A 19,605-nucleotide genomic window follows, 5' to 3' on the forward strand; every position below is an offset into this window, starting at 1 on the left:
TTCGGAAACACTAAAGAGGTCATTGAAATGTTGTCAAAAACGAATGGTTAAGCATGAAGAAATGTGCTGAAAAAAGAGAGCTAACCTGCTGATAATAAAGGAGGAAAGTATTGCATAATTCGTTATTTATTAGTAAATTAGAAGTCTCTGAACTCTTCTGATTATGACTAAAGAAACACTCCTTATGCAATACCAATCCGAGTGCCTGTCGGCTCTCAAATCAGTAGCGAATATACACAAACCTTTTGAAAAAGCATTCATGGACACCATGAAATTATTCATGGCCATCCCGGATCGTATAAATTTCCTTCAATTGGGCAGATATGGCTGTTTCTCAGAACAGACTTATCGCAACCTTTTTGAGCATGAAACTTTCGACTGGTTTGCGTTCAACGGATCTATCATCAGCAAGTATCTCACAGGCAAAAGAAAAGCCATCGCCATCGATCCTTCCTATATTCCCAAATCAGGCAAGAAGACACCTTGGATAGGTTACTTCTGGTCCGGTTGTGCAGGAGAATACAAGCGTGGACTGGAAATCATGGGCATCGGTGTCATTGACATCGACAACCATGAATGCATGACTTTAGGTTCCATTCAGACGCCGGATTGTAAGACCTTGGATAATATGGACAAGAACCTTGTTGACTGGTACAGCTGCTATCTTATCAGCAGAAAAGACAAGCTGCAAAGCATATCCAAAACGGTGGTTGCAGACGCATTCTTTTCCAAGGAAACTTTCGTAACACCTATGTGTGAGAACGATTTCCATGTCATCAGCCGCTTTCGGAATGACGTAATCCTGTACTATCCGACATTGGAACAGAAAACAGGAAAACGTGGCCATCCCAAGTGGTTTGACGGCAGGATTGACTTTGCCAATCTGGATTTGACCCGGTGCAAGGAATACGAGGTGAACAAGGGAAAGCTATACGGATTGAGGGTATATGCAAAAGCTCTCAAAAGGTATGTTTCCTTAGCCATCTGGTATCCGATGGACGGGAGGACAGACAAGTGGCAGCTTTACTTCTCTACAGACGATTCCATGGATGGACGTGAGGTGCTGGATTATTACAGAACCAGGTTCCAACTGGAATTTTGCTTTAGAGATGGCAAGCAGCATGCAGGAATCACCAGCTGCCAGTCTACCGACTTCAGGAAATTGGATTTTCACTTCAATGCATCGCTTGCTGCTGTCAACTTGGCCAAAGCGGCATGTAAGAGGCTCGGAATAACCTATTCCATATCCTCCTGCAAGTCTTTCATACACAATGCTTATATGCTTGAACGATTTATTTGCGTGTTTGGGATTAGCCCAGACCCGCAAGTTATTGACAAACTTTTCAAAGAACTCATTTTATTTACTGCCAGAGCCGCTTAGGCTTGGCGAATTTTTAACGAACTATTGATATAACAGTTTTGTTAAGAATTCATGCTCATAAGAAACTCTTCATTGTCTTTGGCTCTTTCCAGACGTTCCTTTACAAAATCCATAGCTTCTATTGGATTCATATCGGCAAGATATTTACGTAAAATCCACATGCGGTCTAATGTTGTCTTGTCAAGCAATAAGTCGTCACGGCGTGTACTTGATGCTGTGATGTTGACTGCTGGGAAAATACGCTTGTTGCTCAAATTGCGATCGAGCTGAAGTTCCATATTACCTGTTCCCTTGAATTCTTCAAAAATTACTTCATCCATCTTCGATCCGGTATCAATCAGAGCAGTAGCAATGATGGTCAGTGAACCGCCACCTTCGATATTGCGCGCAGCACCGAAGAAACGTTTCGGTTTATGAAGGGCATTTGCATCAACACCACCCGACAAAACTTTACCAGATGCAGGAGATACTGTATTGTAGGCACGAGCCAGACGAGTAATAGAGTCCAGGAAAATAACTACGTCATGTCCGCATTCTACCATGCGTTTTGCTTTTTCCAGTACGATACCAGCAATCTTTACGTGACGTTCTGCAGGTTCGTCGAATGTTGAGGCTATAACTTCTGCATTTACGCTACGAGCCATGTCTGTAACTTCTTCCGGACGTTCATCGATGAGCAGCATAATCATGTATACTTCCGGATGATTGGCAGCTATTGCATTGGCTATATCTTTCATCAATATAGTTTTACCCGTTTTAGGTTGTGCAACGATAAGTGCACGCTGTCCTTTTCCGATTGGAGCAAAAAGATCAACTACACGGGCTGATAAATTGTCATCATATCCTTTGCAAAGTTTGAATTTCTCATCAGGGAAGAGTGGAGTCAGATGGTCGAATGGAACACGGTCACGTACCAATCCGGGGTCCAGTCCGTTTATTTTTGAAACTTTGACCAAAGGGAAATATTTTTCTCCTTCTTTGGGTGGACGGATCGTACCTTCTACTACGTCACCAGTCTTCAGTCCGAATAATTTGATTTGCGACTGAGATACATAAACGTCATCAGGAGAAGAAAGATAATTATAGTCTGAAGAACGGAGGAAGCCATATCCATCAGGCATGATTTCCAGCACTCCGGTTCCCGATAAAATATCATCAAATTCATAAGGCTTCTCAACCGGTTTTGGCTGTTGGACAACCTGTTCTGCTACGACTGACTGTGGAGCAGGAAGATTAGCGGTTGTATTCTGAGGAGCTGGATGATTGGTATTTTGATGTTGTTGCTGTTGACGTCCTGCCTGATTGTTATTGTTGTTGCGGTTGTTATTGTTGTTATAACGCTGCTGACGGGCTTGATACTTATTGTTGTTAGGCTTGTTTTCCTTTTCAGGTTTTTCGGCAGGTACAGGTGCAGCTGTATCCATTTTTGTAGCTTCAAATTTACCCAGCAATTCAGTAGGAAGTTCTATTTTTTCTGAAGGAAGATCTTCGATTGGAATAAAATCATCACCACCTGTGAGATTTAATGCTGGAAGTTCCATATCATCGTTTTCCATAGGTACAGGAACGGGAGCTGGAACTGCCGGAGTCTGTTTTTCTGTTTCTTTAGGAGCTGATAGTTGTTCTTTTTCTAATGTCGTCTTGTTTTTGCTGCCGGGCTTACGGCCACGTTTTGCTTTAGGCTTTTCTGCAACAGTATCAGCATTTGTTGTTTCTGTTTGAACTTCTGCGGGTTGAGATATTTCGTCTTTGAATATTGGAGCAGGTGCAGGCAAAGGAGGAGTGTTTGCTTCTAGTTTTTGTGCTTTGTCTTTAGTTGCTGTGTACACTTTGTCGCCTTCTTTTTTTACGCTGATGCGTGAGCGTTTGCGCGGCTGTCCTTCTTTGCGTTCTTCGTTTGTTTTGGCAGCTGCCGCCTTTTTGGTTGCACCGACGATAGCTTGTTCGTCCAGAATGCGGTATACCAGTTCCTCCTTGCGTAACGTACTGGTTTTTTTCAGTCCCAACTCTTTGGCAATCTGCTGCAATTCAGACAAATCTTTGTCATTTAGTTGAATGATGTTATACATAAATATGTTGTAATGAATTTTGTAAGTATCTGAAAGCGCAGCACGCAGGATTGCGCACAGGCAAATAATCGGGATATGCCGTTATCTATGCGTCTATCAGTAATTACAGATTATAATGATTGTTTTTAGTTTGATGTAAGTAAAAAGAAGTTTTTACATTGACAAAATTACGTCTTTTTCTGATATTATCCAATAGACTTGCCTTTTTTTTTATTTTTTTCTTCAGTTTGTAAGAAAAGTGTTATTTTAGCGTTGAATTTGATTCATTGAGTTATTATACTAAAAACTAAACAAAACAACATGAAGAAAGTAATTTTTACAGAAAAAGCTCCTGTTGCTATCGGTCCGTATAGCCAGGCTATCGAGGCAAACGGTATGGTATTCTTGTCAGGTCAGCTTCCTGTTGATCCTGCAACTGGTGAATTTGCTCCTGGTGGGGTAGCAGAACAGACTGCTCAGTCATTCGAGAATATTAAGAATATTTTAGCAGAAGCTGGTTTGACTACTGCAAATATTGTAAAGACTACTGTTTTTTTGGCAGATATGTCATTGTTTGCAGAAATGAATGGAGTATATGCTAAATATTTTGACGGTGATTTCCCTGCTCGTTCTGCTGTTGCTGTAAAGGCTTTGCCGAAGGGAGCTTTAGTGGAAATTGAATGTATTGCTGTCAGATAATCTGAGTATTTACATTGAATGTATTGTCATTCAGGATGTTGCTGATGCTTCTCCTGGATGACATTATTTTAAATATAGTAATATGATTGGAGTAAAATTCTTTTCTCATATTGGCAACAAGTGGAAATTTTCTACCTATCTGTTGGCGGTAGTGATATTATTGGTTACGGGAATATATATTTATCGGTATGAACCATTTCGTTCTGGTTTTGAGATTTCCGACGAATTGGGAGGGAATATATTTCCTGTAACGATTTTGTCAACGGCAACAACCGATGCGAATCTCATTCTTCCGGCTGATACCAATTATTTGGGTAATCCCAAATCGTGCATCGCTGTTCGTGTGAAAAGTGCTTATACCAATAGCAAGCTAAGAATAGAGGTCGACGAAACACCTTTTTTTTCACGTTCCGTATCTGAGTTTATTTTACCCGAATCGGGAAAGGAATATTTGGTTTTCCCGGATATTGTATGGAATTATAACGCTTTGCGTGAAAACGAACAGGCTGTTCCAGTCAGTGTTTCTGTGCATTTAAAACTGAATAAACGCGAATTGGGTAGCAGGGTGCACACATTTTCGGTGCGGAGCATAAATGAATGCCTATTGGGATATATAGACAGCCGCATGAAATTTCACGATACAGGAGATTTTTTTGCCGCTTATGTGAATGAAGATAATCCTAAAATAGACCAGATTTTACGTGAAGCGTTGAACGCTCGTATCGTCAATCGTTTTTGGGGGTATCAAGGCAAGAGCGAAGAGGTTGTCGACAAGCAGGTATATGCATTGTGGTATGTTTTGCAGAAAAGAAACTTCAAATATAGCTCCATCAGTAACAGTAGTTTGTCTTCGAATGTTGTTTTTACTCAACGTGTCCGCACTTTTGATGATGCTTTGCAGTCGGCGCAAATTAATTGTGTAGATGGCAGTGTGCTTTTTGCATCTTTACTGAAAGCAATCAATATAAATCCGATACTGGTGCGTGTCCCCGGACATATGTTTGTAGGATATTATACTGATCGCATGCATAAAAATATTCATTTTCTGGAAACTTCGATGATAGGTGATGTGAACCTGGATGATTTCTTTCCGGAAGAAAAACTGGATTCCACTGTAGCCGGAAAATCGCAGGAAAGTATTTCCCGGTTTATGTTTGACAAGTCGAAGGAATATGCTACCCGTATCTATAAAGAAAATGAAGAACTGATACATTCGGGAAAGGTAAATTATATGTTTTTGGAGATAGATAAGGCTACCCGTGCATATATACAGCCTATCGGAAAGTAAATCTTTATATTTATGAAGCTTATATACTTATATCATAGTGGATTTGCCTTATTAGGTGAAGGATATACCATTATTTTCGATTACTTTGAAGATTCTGCCTCTCCGTCAAGTGGCATCGTACATAATGAATTGTTGCAGCGTCCCGGCAGATTATATGTACTTTCCAGTCACAGTCATGCGGATCATTTTAATAAAGAGGTACTAACCTTTCGTGAAAAACATCCTGATATAGTGTATATATTCTCGCAGGATATTTTGCATGAGGAGAAACTTCTTTCAACGGATGCTGTATGGTTGAAGAAGGGAGATTGCTATGCAGATGATGTATTGCGGGTGCATGCTTTCGGGTCTACAGATGTGGGTATATCTTTTCTTGTTGAGGCGGAAGGCAAAAAAATATTTCATGCCGGTGACTTGAATAATTGGCACTGGATGGATGAAAGCAGTGAAGTTGAATGGAAAGGATATGAGCGGGATTTTCTTTTTGAACTGGATTGTATCTGTAGTTATACTCGCAATATGGATGTCGTGATGTTTCCTGTTGATCCTCGTTTGGGTACAGAATATATGCGTGGTGCGCGTCAGTTTGTAGAACAGATAAAAACGTCTATCTTTGTACCGATGCATTTTGATGAAGCATACGATAAGGCAGCAGCTTTCCTGCCGATAGCTCAGAAAAACGGCGCTTCTATGCCTATGCTTCGTTCGAGAGGGCGAGAAATAGATTTATAGTTTAATAAAAAATATATACAATATGCAAGTAAAAGGAAGATTTGACCATTTTAATATCAATGTAACTGATCTGGAAAAGAGTATCAAGTTTTATGAAACAGCATTGGGATTACACGAATCACATCGTAAGGAAGCAAGTGACGGTTCATTCATTTTAGTGTATATGGCTGATGACCATTCGAACTTCTTGCTCGAGCTTACTTGGTTGCGCGACCATACAGAAGCTTATGAGCTAGGAGAAAATGAAAGCCATCTTTGCCTGCGTGTAGAAGGTGATTACGATGAAGTACGCAAATTCCATAAAGAGATGGGTTGTGTATGTTTCGAAAATGAAAAAATGGGACTTTACTTTATCAATGATCCGGATGATTATTGGATTGAAATTCTGCCGGTAAAGTAATTCCGAGATAAAACCTCACAGCGAAAATTATACGTAGTACAGTAAAAATAGCAAACAGTTATGATGAAATATATATCCCCCGGTTCATGGTTCTCATTGGAGTATCCGTCCGATTGGCGTGAGTTTGAAGACACAGAAGATAGCTTCTTGTTTTATAATCCTGATAAATGGATGGGAAATTTCCGTATATCAGCTTATCAGGGAGAAAGTCATACATATGCACAAGAGTGTATTGATTATGAAATGCAGCAAAGCCGTGGAGTGAAATTGGTCAAGGTAGGCAAATGGAGTTGTGCATATCTGACGGAAAGTTTTCAGGAGAACGGTGTGTGGTATACTTCCCACATTTGGGTGACGGGTAAAGAAAATATTTCGATTGAATGTTCGTTTACTGTGCCTAAAGGAGAAAATATCAAAGTCGCAGAGCAGATAATAGCTTCGCTGAATGTGCGTGGTGCAAAGGATAAACCATGGAAAGAAATTATTCCGGTACGTGTACTCGAGATTAATGCGATCAATGAAGCATACGACTGGGCTGTATCTACCATAAAAAAACAGCTGACTAAAGATTTTACTTCCAGTGAGGCTGATATAGAAAGCATACAGAAAGTGATAGATAGCGGACGCTTTAATGCAAATCAGCGCTCGGCGTGGGAGAATTTCGGTTTTGCTTTCGGTGCTATTCTTGTGAATGAAATGGACGGAATGGACTGGGTAACTGTAATAGACGGCAAAGAAGAGTATCCGGCTTTGCGTTTTGCCCAGACTGATGTGATGGTGTATCCTTCCCGACTGATTTGGAATAAGGTGAAAAATGGTCAGCCGTGCAACCTGAAAGCTGAGTATGAACGGATTCGCTCTGAAGTAGAAGCTGTACTTTGGTAATTAAATTATACAATTAATATTTTAGAAGAAAAAGAATGATTCCATATTTACAAGTCGAAAATCTGACAAAGTCGTTTGGAGATTTGGTGTTGTTTCATGAAATATCATTTGGTATTGCACAGGGACAGCGTATCGGACTTATTGCTAAGAATGGAAGTGGAAAAACAACATTGTTGAATATTCTGGCAGGCAAGGAAGGGCACGATGAAGGGAATATTACGTTTCGTCGTGATCTTCGTGTAGGATATCTGGAGCAGAGCCCTTCTTATCCCGAAGAACTTACTGTTCTGGAGGCTTGTTTTCATCATGGCAATAGTACGGTAGAGCTGATAAAAGAATACGAAAAGTGCATGGAAACTCCCGGCAATCCGGGATTGGAGGATTTGCTGGCCCGCATGGAGCATGAAAAGGCGTGGGACTATGAGCGCCGTGCCAAGCAGATTCTCTCACAGCTGAAAATCCGTCATTTCGATCAGAAAATCAAACATCTTTCCGGAGGGCAGCTGAAACGTGTAGCTTTGGCAAATGTGCTGATAAATGAACCCGATTTGCTGATATTGGACGAGCCGACCAACCATCTTGATCTGGATATGACTGAGTGGCTGGAGGAATACCTGAATCGTGCCAACCTGAGTTTGCTGATGGTAACACACGACCGTTATTTCCTCGACCGTGTCTGTTCGGAAATCATTGAAATAGACAAAAAGCAGATTTATTCATATAAGGGAAATTACAGTTATTATCTGGAAAAACGTCAGGAACGTATTGATGCTACTAATGCCGAAATAGCACGTGCCAATAATCTGTATCGTACCGAGCTGGAGTGGATGCGCCGGATGCCTCAGGCACGTGGCCATAAGGCCCGCTATCGTGAGGAAGCTTTTTATGAGCTGGAGAAGGTAGCCAAACAGCGTTCTTATGATGCGAATGTAAAGCTTGATGTGAAAGCTTCGTACATTGGTTCGAAGATTTTTGAAGCAGACCATTTGTGCAAGAGCTTTGGCGATATCAAGATTCTGGACGATTTCTCGTATATCTTTGCCCGTTATGAGAAGATGGGTATTGTGGGTAATAACGGAACAGGAAAATCTACTTTTATAAAAATCCTGATGGGACTGGAAAAGCCGGACAGTGGTACGCTCGATATTGGTGAAACCGTCCGCTTTGGTTATTATTCGCAGGAGGGACTGCAGTTTGATGAACAGATGAAGGTAATAGATGTGATAACAGATATTGCTGAGGTTATCGAACTAGGCAACGGAAAGCGTTTGACGGCATCTCAGTTCTTGCAGCATTTCCTGTTTACTCCCGAAACGCAGCATAGTTATGTTTATAAACTGAGTGGAGGAGAACGCCGCCGTTTGTATCTGTGTACTGTGCTGATGAAAAATCCTAATTTCCTGGTGCTGGACGAGCCTACCAATGACTTGGATATAGTAACGCTTCAGGTGCTGGAGGAATATTTACAAAGCTTTAAGGGCTGCGTAATTGTAGTCAGTCACGACCGCTATTTTATGGATAAGGTTGTAGACCATCTGTTAGTATTTAAGGGACAGGGAGATATACGTGATTTCCCGGGAAACTATTCAGACTATCGCGACTGGAAACTGGCTAAGGCTGAGCACGAAAAAGAAGCTGTAAAACCGAAAGAAGAAAAGACGCAGCGTGTGCGCTTGAACGACAAGCGTAGAATGACTTTTAAGGAAAGAAAAGAGTTTGAACAGCTGGAGAAAGAAATTGCCGATCTGGAAGCAGAAAAGAAACAACTGGAGGAGGCTTTATGCAGCGGTTCACTTAGTGTGGAGGAACTGACAGAAAAGTCAAAACGTCTTCCGATGCTGAATGATGAACTTGACGAGAAAACAATGCGTTGGCTTGAATTGAGTGAAATAGAGGCATAGCTTTCTATATATACTTGTAAATCAGTGAGATAATTTTGTCTTTATGCTTAGCCAAATAAAAGGTGAAAAGTAGAAAAAAAATTCTCGATGTTTTTCTAAAATTCGTACAAATTTAAAAAAAACATCGAGAATTTTTTTTGTAAACATGCAGACAAATTTAGTACTATCTGAAGGTATGTTTTTCGGAACTTATTTTTGCAGTGAATTATTGATAGACTCTATATAATCCAGAATTTCTTTTCGTCCGGTTTTCTTTTCCGATGAAGATATGAAATACGGTGGAAGCTCTTCCCATTGTTCTTTCAAAACCTCCATATATCGGTTGACATTGAATTTGGTTTTGCCACTGCTTTGTTTGTCGGATTTAGTAAAAATGATAGCAAAAGGTACACCGTTTTCACCCAGCCACTCCATAAATTCCAGATCGATTTTCTGAGACTCCAGACGGCTGTCTACCAGTACAAACAGACAGGTCATCTGTTCACGTTCAAGCACATAATATTCTATAAGCTTTTGTATCTTGTCCATCATTTTTTTACCCCGCTGTGCGTAGCCGTATCCTGGGAGGTCTACCAAATACCATTCCTTATTGACTAAAAAATGGTTGATGAGCAATGTCTTTCCGGGTGTTGCAGATGTCATAGCCAATTTTGGCTGTTTGGTCAGCATGTTGATGAGGCTGGACTTTCCTACGTTAGAGCGTCCTATAAAGGCATATTCCGGCAGATTAGTCTGAGGGCACATGTCTGCTCTTGAATTACTGACTACAAATTCGGCACTGGTTATTTCCATATTAATTTGTTTTTTTACTCTCTGCAAAGATAGAATAAAAAGAAGCAAAATGAAAATATAGATGTATTTAGTCGTCTTTTCAGTGAAATATGCCGCATTCTCCGTATATTTGTACAATGAAATATATTTATGTTGCCATTGGTTCCATATCTTTAGTGCTGGGAGTTATAGGAATATTTCTTCCAATACTGCCTACTACGCCTTTCTTGCTGCTTTCTGCCGCATTGTTTTTCAGAGGCTCGCCACGTTTATACACCTGGCTGCTGGAACATAAGTATTTGGGACCGTATATCCGCAGTTTTCGTGAGGACAGAGCCATTCCGCTCCGGGCTAAAATTATCTCTGTTTCATTACTTTGGATTACAGCTATTCACTGTGTGCTTTTTTTATTTCCATATTGGTGGCTCAAAGGAATAATGGCCGTAGTGACTATTGGTGTTACTATTTATATTTTGTCTTTTAAAACCCGTTCTCCCCGATGAACAAATTAACTTTTTGTAACCGCAATGAGGCTATAGCCCGCATGAACCGGTTGGGAAAGGAAAGAACCCGATTTTTCTTTCTGATTAATTTTGATGAAACGGAATGTCTGGTCTCAAAACTGGATGATATCCCTGCCGGGCAACTGGCTTTTATTTTTCCTGAGGTAGCGAATGTATGTTCTGTATCAGAATTGAAACCTGAAAATATTTTATGGAAAGCTTATCCGCAATCGTATGAAGAATACTTGCGTTCATTTGATATTGTACATCGTAATTTGTATGCGGGAAATTCATTTCTGACAAATTTAACGTGTGCCACTCCGGTTGAAACGAATCTTTCTTTATATCAAGTATTTCTTCACGCTACGGCACGATATAAGCTTTGGTATGATGATCGCTTTGTTGTGTTTTCACCTGAAACTTTTGTCCGTATAAAAGAGGGCTATATTTATTCGTTCCCGATGAAAGGAACAATTGACGCTTCGTTGCCCGATGCGAAGGAAGTATTGCTGAGGGATGAAAAAGAAGCGGCAGAGCATGCTACGATTACAGATCTGATACGAAACGATTTGAGCCGGGTGGCTAGTGAAGTGACGGTTACGCGCTACCGCTATCTGGACGAACTGCATACTCATTGTGGAAGGTTGCTTCAGATGAGTTCTGAAATCAGAGGGCGTTTACCTGAAAACTATCACGAAAAGTTGGGGTCGTTGTTCTTCGAACTCCTTCCTGCCGGTTCTATTACCGGTGCTCCCAAGAAGAAAACGGTGGAGATAATCCGTGAGGCAGAAACATACGACAGAGGTTTTTATACCGGAGTCATGGGATATTTTGATGGTAAGAATCTGGATAGTGCTGTCATGATCCGTTTTCTGGAACACACAGATGGTGGATTCGTGTATAAAAGTGGGGGAGGAATTACATTCCGCAGTACGGCCCGAAGTGAATATGAAGAAATGATACAGAAAATATATGTGCCGATTTATTGAAACAATTCGTATAGAAGGTGGAAAGGTGTGGAATCTGTCCTGTCATAATGCCCGTATGAATACAACCCGAAAAAGGGTGTGGGGCAATTGTCCCGCACTTTCTTTGGAGGATATTCTGAAGCCAGAACCTTGGCAGGAACGGACACGCTGCCGGGTAGTATATGGAGAGAACATAGAGGAGGTCGTATATATTCCATATACGATAAGGCAGGTTTCTAGCTTGAAACTGGTGTCCTGTGATGATATCGCATACGAACTGAAAAGTGCAGACCGTAGCATGCTGGACAAACTTTTTGCCTTGCGTGGGGAGAAAGATGATATACTGATTGTGAAGAATGGCAGGATTACCGATACATCGATTGCCAATGTCGCCCTCTGGAACGGAACAGAATGGCATACTCCTTCTTTTCCGTTGCTGAAAGGAACGCAGCGTCAGTTTTTACTTGACAGAAAGCAGATAATAGAAACAGACATATCCGTAGAAAACCTTTCTTCGTATTCCCGGATATGTCTGTTTAACGCCATGATTCCCTTTGGAGAGATAACGCTCGGTTGTGAGGAGTTGGACTATTAGATAGGCCAACCTTCTTCTTTCAGCGCTTCTTTCAGTTGTAAAAATCTTTCGGCTTCCACATCGTTGTCGATAAATTTATCGAAGTTTGCGATGTTCATAGCAGCCCAAGTCTTGCCTTTTTCCACTTCTGTGTCTGGAGCAAACGAAAGATATAATTTCATCGCTTTCTGATAGTTACCTTCCAGCATCCAGTAATGTGCCCGGTAACTGATAACGGCAGGCAGCTTCTTAAACTGTTCGGGCAGACATTTATAAATCATATCGGCAGCTTCCGACTGCGAAGCCAGTACGGCATAATACATACCGTCTATTTGTGTATCAATTCCCTTGCGTGTCGTGACAAAAGCATCATAAATCTGAATGCTTAATATCTGGTTGATAATAAATATCCGTGGAACGGGAGTGTGTGCGCACATGGCCATGATGTGGTCAGTATCTATTTCACCATCGAACATATCACGGAATATTTTTTCATAAGGCAGTCTGACACTGGATATGCCTTGCGGTTGGAAGCAAATCCAGTATAAATTGCGTTCTGAGATTCGTCCGTTTTTGTCCCGATATGTGATGTGAATAGGGTGATAGCAGCAAATAGCCATAAGCAATGCTTCTGCAACTTCTTCTCCATTACCTTCTTCCGAGAAATCGCATGTCATGACGTCTGTAGCGAAAGGTGTTTCCAGACCTTCTATTTTTGCTATCTCGTTGTATGGGATAAAGTGATTTTCTTCTAGCACCACTTCTTTCCCTTCTACTCCCCAGGTGAACAACTCTGCTTTTAATTGCAGCGTACGTGATTCGTAAATATACTGACAACCGTTTGTTTCTGAAGTGATTCGAGTATATGGATAGTGCAAGGTACTTTCTTCCAGCCGTGCTTTCATTTCCTGATAAGCTTCCAGTATATCCGAAGAATGAGGCTGTTGCTCTTCTTCCTTTTGAGGAGTTTCCGGTTCGGCCGTTACTTTTTCATTCTCAGGTTGAGGAAGAGGTTGTTCTTCCTTGTCTGATTCTGGCTGAGCGGTTTGCATCTGTTCCTTTTCATGAATCAGTTGTTCCTTTTCCTCTAGTAAAAGATGCATCTTTTTCTGCAATTCTGAAAGGTTGGCTTTCAAAGTTGAATTCTCAGATTGGATAGCATCTAATTTTTCCTGAGTTTCGGAAAGTTCTCTTTGCAAGGCTGTATAGTTTTTTGCAAGATCTTGTGAAGATTTTTCAGATTGTTCTTCCAGTTCCTTTTTATTAGCCTCGAGGATTTCTTTTTGTTTTTCTACTTCAGCCAGTTTTTCTTCCAGCTCTTTCTTGCTGGCGGTGATAGTTTCTTTTTGCTTTGCCGCTTCAGTTAGTCTTGCTTCCAGTTCTTTCTTACTGGCGGTGATAGTTTCTTTCTGCTTTTCCGCTTCGGTCAGTTTTTCTTCTAGTTCTTTCTTACTGGCAGCGATGGTTTCTATCTGCTTTCCCGCTTCAGTTAGCTTTTCTTCCAGCTCTTTCTTGCTGGCAGCGATGGTTTCTTTCTGCTTTTCTGCTTCGGTCAGTTTTTCTTCCAGCTCTTTCTTGCTGGCAGTGATAATTTCTTTCTGTTTTTCTGCTTCAGTCAGTTTTTCTTCCAGTTCTTTCTTACCGGCAGCAATAGTCTCTTTCTGTTTATCTGATTCAGCCAGTTTTGCTTCCAGTTCTTTCTTATCAGTAGCTAGAACTTCTTTCTGTCTTTCAGAATCGGCTAGCTGATTTTTTAATTGTTGAATATCATTATCTCGTGAAACAATTTCCTGTTCAGAATATTGCATTTTCTCCAATCCGGTTGCTTTGTCGGATTGAAGTCTGGATATTTCAGTTTGGAGAAGTGAAATCTCTTTCTGATGTTCTGCAATTGAGGTTTGTAATTGGGTGAGTTCAGTTTGTGCAAGTGATAACTCTTCCTGTGTTTCGGTTAGCTGAGTACGTTTATAAGTTGCCTCTTTATTAGCATCTTTGACTTCAAATGAAAGTTGCTGATTCTTTATTAATAAAGCTTCGTTGTCGTTTTGTAATTGTTCAATATCAATGCCTGTCAGCTTTTTGATCAGATGAAAAGTGAATTTACCCATAACTGTGTAAAAAGATAATTTGGTTAATGAATGTTGCAAATTACGTAAATATTTCTGAATGTTCAGTATAAATGCGGTTTAAATTGTATCTTTTTGCATGAAAAATCCAATCTATTTCAATCTTTATCATTAGTTTTGTACTTCATTTTAGAAAAATAAGAAAAATGCAAGACTTTATAACACACAATGAATATTTAACTGGAAATCGGGCGAATAGTTTGATTAATCGCAAAATGATATTCCGTATATTGGGTATTTTATTGTTTATAGAAGGTGGGCTGTTTTTATTATGTGCAGGTGTTTCCCTGTGCTATCAGGAACATAGTTATATTTATTTTCTTTATTCAACCTTATTGGCCGCAGCTGTCGGTTGCGTGCTGTTGTTCCTTGGTCGTAATGCAGAAAATAAGCTTTCTCGTCGTGATGGCTACTGTATTGTTGCATTTACATGGCTTTTATTTACTACGTTTGGAATGCTTCCTTTCTACCTTAGTGGCGAAATACCTTCTGTTACCGATGCTTTCTTTGAAACGATGTCAGGGTTTACAACCACAGGTGCGACGATTCTTGATGATATTGAGTCACTGTCGTATGGAATGCTTTTCTGGCGTAGCTTTTCTCAGTGGATTGGAGGTTTAGGAATTGTCTTTTTTACGATAGCGGTATTACCGATATTCGGAGTCGGAAATCAGGTTCTGTTTTCTGCTGAAGCGACAGGGGTGACTCATGATAAGATTCATCCGAAAATCAGTATAATGGCTCAGTGGCTGTGGACTGTATATTTGCTTCTTACAATAACGGAAACGGTATTGTTGATGTTGGGAGGCATGAATTTGTTTGATGCAGTCTGTCATTCGTTTACAACTACTGCTACGGGAGGATATTCTACTAAACAAGATAGTGTGGCATATTGGAATTCTCCTTTTATAGAGTATGTGATAGCGATTTTTATGGTCCTGTCGGGAATAAACTTTTCATTATATTTTATGTGCCTGAAAGGAAAATTCTTCAATCTGTTCAAAGACGATGAATGTAGATGGTTCTTGATGTCTGTAGGTATAGTAACTTTACTTATCACAGTTCCTTTGGTCATGCAAAACCATTATGGATGGGAAGAAGCTTTTCGGAAGGCATTTTTTCAAGTAGCAAGTATTCATACATCTTGTGGGTTTGCTACTGATGATTATAATGTATGGCCTCATTTTACATGGATGCTTTTGATTTATACAATGTTTGCAGGAGGTTGTACTGGCTCTACTGGCGGGGGAATAAAGAATATGCGTTTGCTTATTCTTTTCCGTAATATGAAGAATGAGTTCAGCCGCCTGATTCATCCTCGTGCTGTATTACCCGTAAAGGTAAATCAGCAGGCACTTTCTCTTTCTACTATCTCTACTGTAAATACTTTTATTTTATTGTATTTGATTTGTATTTTTGTAGGCTGGGTAGCTTTAATGTTTATGGGGCTTGAACTTACAGAGTCTTTTGGACTGGTAGCTTCTAGTTTGGGTAATGTCGGACCTGGTTTAGGTGCATATGGTCCTGCCTTTTCGTGGAGTGCTCTTCCTGATCTTGCTAAATGGTTACTGTCTTTTATGATGTTAATAGGAAGATTGGAGCTATTTGGCATTCTGCTGATGTTTTCGCCTGGTTTTTGGCATAAACGTTGACCTTTCTGTTAGGTATCGAAAAGTCTTGTATAGAGAAGTTTAATACCGATTATTGCATAAGATAGGGATATTCAGTAAATGTCCTTAAAATATATGATGGCATATGAAGATGATATAACATAATCCTCCATATGCCATTTTTCTTGTAGTTTTTCTGTATTTTCTCTCTTGATTCTAACCGTTAAGATATGACTCTCCGGAAGAAGTCTGATGCCCTCTTCAGATTCTGGTTATGAAAATCATGTCATGCCGTTTTAGCTGTTCTGGTCCTGATTTTGTCTATCATCAGTACGGCATTTGCCGTATGTATTCCGAAAAAAATCCACAGTATTTCCGTTTTCATGTTCCGTGCCTTTATCCTTGAAAGTGAATAATGTTGCTTTTGAGTTCCGAAGCTTCCTTCAAGTCTGATGGCTCTCTCCCTTGACAGCTCACCTCTGAGAACCTTTCTCATGTGTTCATCCTTTGCAGCCCTTCCTTTGCGTACGAAGGAAGTTGATATACCATATTTAGTACAATATTTTCTGTTGGCATTATTGGCATATATGGAGTCGCCAGCCGCACATGTTACTCTCACTTTCATGAGCTTCTGCTGCATACGGATACAGTTCTTCAGGCGTATACCCTCATTGAAAGCCTTGAACGAGATGTGTTCAATGAACGATATGCCGTTTATCTGTATATTATTGACCTTCGCACCGAATTCGACGGATTTCGTTTCTTTACCTCTTACGATGGGACGCACATAATGACGGTCAACGCTGACGATACGGTCACTGACCTTACGGCCTTCAAACATTTCTTTTTCCTGTACAAGAACTTTTCTGATGATGGAAAGACGCTTCTGGTAATCCTGTGTATATTGTAGTACGGCTCCGTAATCTCTATGAATCTCATCCATCTGCATGAGAAGTTTCTCAAGAAGCCTGATCATACGACGCTTGAGCATCCTTGTTCTGGATGCTTTTCTTTTCTTACAGTAGGACAGATAGGTATCTGCAACATCAGCATATTTGTTGCGTGGGCGTCTTATGTCAAGCTTCTTGCAATGCCGGCAGATATGTCTGTAAAGCCATTCGAGACATTCCCAAAGGAGCTTCATGTCTGTAGGGAAACGCATATGACTCTCATAACAAGTGGCATCTGTCATGCACACGTGAAGGTTCTCAAGATATGGCTTCCAGTGTGTGGCCAGTACCTCCTGAAGGGATTCAATGTCAAGACGGGCTGCTATCTCATTACGGATGGCGCTGACTATCTTGTAGTTGGTTATGGGGGAAGACGGATCTATCATGATTCCGCAGAACATCTGGTAATGTAGGTTGCCGTTAAGATGTTCCACAAGATGTCTGTCAGAGAGTCCGGTATAGGCTTTTAGGACCATAATGGCAATCTTTGCGGAAGGACTGAATATGTTCCTGCGGCCAAGACGATTTTCAGACAGCCCCATGTTTTTTGCCATAACTTCAAAAGGAAACACTGAATGAAGCCTGCCCAGTTCACTCTCATTAAAACTCTTGCGATATTTTTCCAGAATATCAAATTCTGTAAAACCCAAGGTAGGGTGAATATCCGAAATATTTTGTATCTTAGCCATATCTTTGTTGGAGGATTTCCCCTGTTTTGGCCGTCAAACCTTATTTTCGGGGGAATACCTAAAGATACAAAAAAGCCAACTAATTTGCAACACTTTGTGTATGAATTAGTTGGCTAATTTTATACTATTTACTGAATGTCCCTAAGATAAATAGCCGTATCATTACTTAAATAAAGTTTGATACGGCTATTTTTTATTCTAAAAGTAACTATCCTATACTTTCTGGAATGCTCATTTAATTTTGAGGCACTCTCATGTTTGTATTAATTATAGTTCTAAAGCTAGAACGTAAACTTCCAATTTTAGGGTATCCCCTTTTAGACGGGCGCCTGTCGGCACCCGTCTAAAAAAGAATCTACAAATTTAACGATTATTATTTGCATATTGTCATGGGAAGAAGGTTTTCGTAATCCGTTCTTCCCTTTTTTAATTCTCTTAGCAGCTTGCAGAAGTAATCCCTGAAGGAGACTCCTGCCTGTTTGCAGGTTTCTATAAAGGTATTATAGATTGCGGAGTTCTGTATTCCTTTCACGCTTCCGAAGAACAGGCTGTTCTTTCGTTGGACAGTGACCGGCCTTATCGCCCTTTCTGCTGCCATATTGTCTATGGAGTATTCACCGTCATTTCTGTAGGCGAAGATCTGATTCCAGAAGTTCTTCAGATAGTTAAGAGCCTTGCCCATAAGTTCGCTTCGGCTCTCATCCGGATTTGCCGGCAGATCATAAAGCTCTGTCCTTATCTTATCGATGATTTCCGTCGTTTCCTTACTGTTCCTTCTGCGGTAAATCTCGTCTGCGGTAAATTTTTCCCGGCGATAAGTATCTTCCATGCCGTATAACTTTGCTATCAGCTCAAGGAAGATTCTTGCCTGCAGGCTTCCCTGGTCGAAGGCATACTTGAACTTTGCCCTTGCATGAGCCAGACAGCAGAGATGATCTATATCCATAAGTTCGTTGTCAAGATACATATATACGTTATAACCGTCACTCTGCAGTGATTTGATTTTTGCATCACCAAGGAACTCCTTCAACACATTTCTGTTCCTGCCTCCATGTTTCTGTACACCTTCATCATCCGTTGTATCCTCATAAAAGAAGATGACTATACGCGCTTTTCTGTTTACCAGACACCACATATAGGTCTTTCGTTTCTTATTGTATGCGTGATAGCGGAGCCATGTCTCGTCCACATTCACGTTGGCACCGTCCTGAAGGGCAATCTTCTTGAGGGCAGGTATCAGTTTGTTGAGCTGCATGGCACCTTTGTCGGCCCAGTTCAGCAGGTTCTGCACAGAGGTGTTCCAGTCCATATCCGACAGACGGTTCTTTGCCTCCCTGTATGCCGGTGTTGACATCCGGAAGCGGTTGAACATCAGATACGAGAGCATGTTTGCCGTAATGCTTGTACCCGGTACTATCTCGTCATAAAGGCTGGCCCGGACGTCATCCTTCATAGGAAGGAACATGCTTTCAATCCTGCCGTCGGCATGCTTCACCTTAAGCACCTCAAAGTGATGTTCCTCAATATGGCTCACAATGTTTCTTATTTTACGGTAGCTTGACGATATCACTACAGAACCCTCAGGAAGCATTGTATAATCGGACTTGTGTATAATCGGTGTACCTACACAAGCCTTATTGTATGTCATTCCTTTCCTGTATGGTCTTTCCTTGGAAAGGGAAGCCTTCGGAGTATCCTGCGTGCCGCATGATGCGGAAGAGTCCGGCTGTGGAACCTCGCCTGATGGAGCAGTAGGAGTACCGTCAAAATCATCCTTGTCATCATGCTTCCCTTTTACGACCCTTTTACGGTCAATACCTTTGAGACTTCCGGAAGAGGCATAGGCCTGGGTATTCATAATGGAAAGACGCTCAACAAGGGCATTATGCTTCTTCTCAAGCTTTCTGTATTCCTTGTCGCGAAGTTTGTATTCAATAGCAGCCTTCTCAACCTTGCTGTTTGCCTCAAGCAAGGCTTTCAAAAGAGAGGCATTCTCACGTTTGACTTCCTTCAGGTCTTTTCCTATTTCATCAAGCCGTGCTATCATTTCATCAAGCTGCCTGCTCTTTTTCTGATCTCC

General features: G+C 40.8%; 16 protein-coding genes. 11 read left to right on the forward strand and 5 right to left on the reverse strand.

From position 1 onward, the window contains the following. The first annotated feature begins 163 nt into the window (after positions 1-163). Positions 164-1,381, forward strand: coding sequence for a transposase (locus BACCOP_RS14685; RefSeq protein WP_007566665.1), 1,218 nt, complete (start codon positions 164-166; stop codon positions 1,379-1,381). A 41-nt stretch (positions 1,382-1,422) separates the two neighbouring features. Here the strand turns inward: BACCOP_RS14685 and rho are convergent, their stop codons facing one another. Continuing rightward, the gene (gene rho / locus BACCOP_RS14690; RefSeq protein ID WP_007570486.1) at positions 1,423-3,450 is read right to left on the reverse strand and encodes a transcription termination factor Rho; all 2,028 of its coding nucleotides are present in this window, start codon (positions 3,448-3,450) and stop codon (positions 1,423-1,425) included. Positions 3,451-3,750: 300 nt separating this feature from the next. Here rho and BACCOP_RS14695 point away from each other — a divergent pair, with 300 nt between their 5' ends. The 6 genes from BACCOP_RS14695 (at position 3,751) to abc-f (ending at position 9,334) form a co-directional block, all read left to right on the forward strand. Then, positions 3,751-4,128 (forward strand): RidA family protein, encoded by a 378-nt coding sequence (locus tag BACCOP_RS14695; RefSeq protein WP_007570487.1) that lies wholly within the window; start codon positions 3,751-3,753, stop codon positions 4,126-4,128. A gap of 82 nt (positions 4,129-4,210) precedes the next feature. After that, a complete protein-coding gene (locus BACCOP_RS14700) occupies positions 4,211-5,416 on the forward strand; it encodes a hypothetical protein (RefSeq protein ID WP_007570488.1) in 1,206 nt (401 codons plus the stop codon). Positions 5,417-5,428: 12 nt separating this feature from the next. Next, the gene (locus BACCOP_RS14705) at positions 5,429-6,148 is read left to right on the forward strand and encodes an MBL fold metallo-hydrolase (protein WP_007570490.1); all 720 of its coding nucleotides are present in this window, start codon (positions 5,429-5,431) and stop codon (positions 6,146-6,148) included. Positions 6,149-6,170: 22 nt separating this feature from the next. Beyond that, positions 6,171-6,548: a VOC family protein gene (locus BACCOP_RS14710; protein WP_007570492.1), complete on the forward strand. Its 378-nt coding sequence runs from the start codon at positions 6,171-6,173 to the stop codon at positions 6,546-6,548. Positions 6,549-6,611: 63 nt separating this feature from the next. Further along, on the forward strand, positions 6,612-7,433 hold the full coding sequence (locus BACCOP_RS14715; RefSeq protein WP_040312136.1) for a DUF3805 domain-containing protein: 822 nt from the start codon (positions 6,612-6,614) through the stop codon (positions 7,431-7,433). Positions 7,434-7,468: 35 nt separating this feature from the next. Next, positions 7,469-9,334, forward strand: coding sequence for a ribosomal protection-like ABC-F family protein (abc-f, locus tag BACCOP_RS14720; protein WP_007570496.1), 1,866 nt, complete (start codon positions 7,469-7,471; stop codon positions 9,332-9,334). A gap of 189 nt (positions 9,335-9,523) precedes the next feature. On the opposite strand, the gene yihA is transcribed toward abc-f, so the two are convergent. Beyond that, positions 9,524-10,126 (reverse strand): ribosome biogenesis GTP-binding protein YihA/YsxC, encoded by a 603-nt coding sequence (gene yihA, locus BACCOP_RS14725; RefSeq protein WP_040312137.1) that lies wholly within the window; start codon positions 10,124-10,126, stop codon positions 9,524-9,526. Positions 10,127-10,242: 116 nt separating this feature from the next. Between yihA and BACCOP_RS14730 the strand changes: the two genes are divergently transcribed. Genes BACCOP_RS14730 through BACCOP_RS14740 form a run of 3 tightly spaced genes read left to right on the forward strand, consistent with a single transcriptional unit; the run spans position 10,243 to position 12,171 of the window. Next, positions 10,243-10,608 carry a YbaN family protein gene (locus BACCOP_RS14730; protein ID WP_007570500.1) on the forward strand — a complete coding sequence of 122 codons (366 nt, stop codon included), beginning with the start codon at positions 10,243-10,245 and terminating at the stop codon, positions 10,606-10,608. Next, positions 10,605-11,597: an aminodeoxychorismate synthase component I gene (locus BACCOP_RS14735; protein WP_007570502.1), complete on the forward strand. Its 993-nt coding sequence runs from the start codon at positions 10,605-10,607 to the stop codon at positions 11,595-11,597. The genes BACCOP_RS14730 and BACCOP_RS14735 overlap by 4 nt, the downstream gene beginning before the upstream one ends. Next, the gene (locus BACCOP_RS14740; protein WP_007570504.1) at positions 11,581-12,171 is read left to right on the forward strand and encodes an aminotransferase class IV family protein; all 591 of its coding nucleotides are present in this window, start codon (positions 11,581-11,583) and stop codon (positions 12,169-12,171) included. Before BACCOP_RS14735 ends, BACCOP_RS14740 begins: the two co-directional genes overlap by 17 nt. On the opposite strand, the gene BACCOP_RS14745 is transcribed toward BACCOP_RS14740, so the two are convergent. Further along, on the reverse strand, positions 12,168-14,258 hold the full coding sequence (locus BACCOP_RS14745) for a coiled-coil domain-containing protein (RefSeq protein WP_007570506.1): 2,091 nt from the start codon (positions 14,256-14,258) through the stop codon (positions 12,168-12,170). The two genes, BACCOP_RS14740 and BACCOP_RS14745, sit on opposite strands and share 4 nt — an antisense overlap. A gap of 164 nt (positions 14,259-14,422) precedes the next feature. On the opposite strand from BACCOP_RS14745, the gene BACCOP_RS14750 reads away from it, so the two are divergent. Next, the gene (locus BACCOP_RS14750; protein ID WP_007570508.1) at positions 14,423-15,928 is read left to right on the forward strand and encodes a TrkH family potassium uptake protein; all 1,506 of its coding nucleotides are present in this window, start codon (positions 14,423-14,425) and stop codon (positions 15,926-15,928) included. A 244-nt stretch (positions 15,929-16,172) separates the two neighbouring features. On the opposite strand, the gene BACCOP_RS14755 is transcribed toward BACCOP_RS14750, so the two are convergent. Both BACCOP_RS14755 and tnpC read right to left on the reverse strand, forming a co-directional pair. After that, positions 16,173-17,525: a transposase gene (locus BACCOP_RS14755; protein ID WP_007570510.1), complete on the reverse strand. Its 1,353-nt coding sequence runs from the start codon at positions 17,523-17,525 to the stop codon at positions 16,173-16,175. A 373-nt stretch (positions 17,526-17,898) separates the two neighbouring features. Further along, positions 17,899-19,605: IS66 family transposase (tnpC, locus tag BACCOP_RS14760; protein ID WP_007570512.1), on the reverse strand; the 1,707-nt coding region annotated here is incomplete at its 5' end.

This window comes from Phocaeicola coprocola DSM 17136, assembly GCF_000154845.1.
In the GTDB taxonomy this organism is placed as follows: Bacteria; Bacteroidota; Bacteroidia; order Bacteroidales; family Bacteroidaceae; genus Phocaeicola; species Phocaeicola coprocola.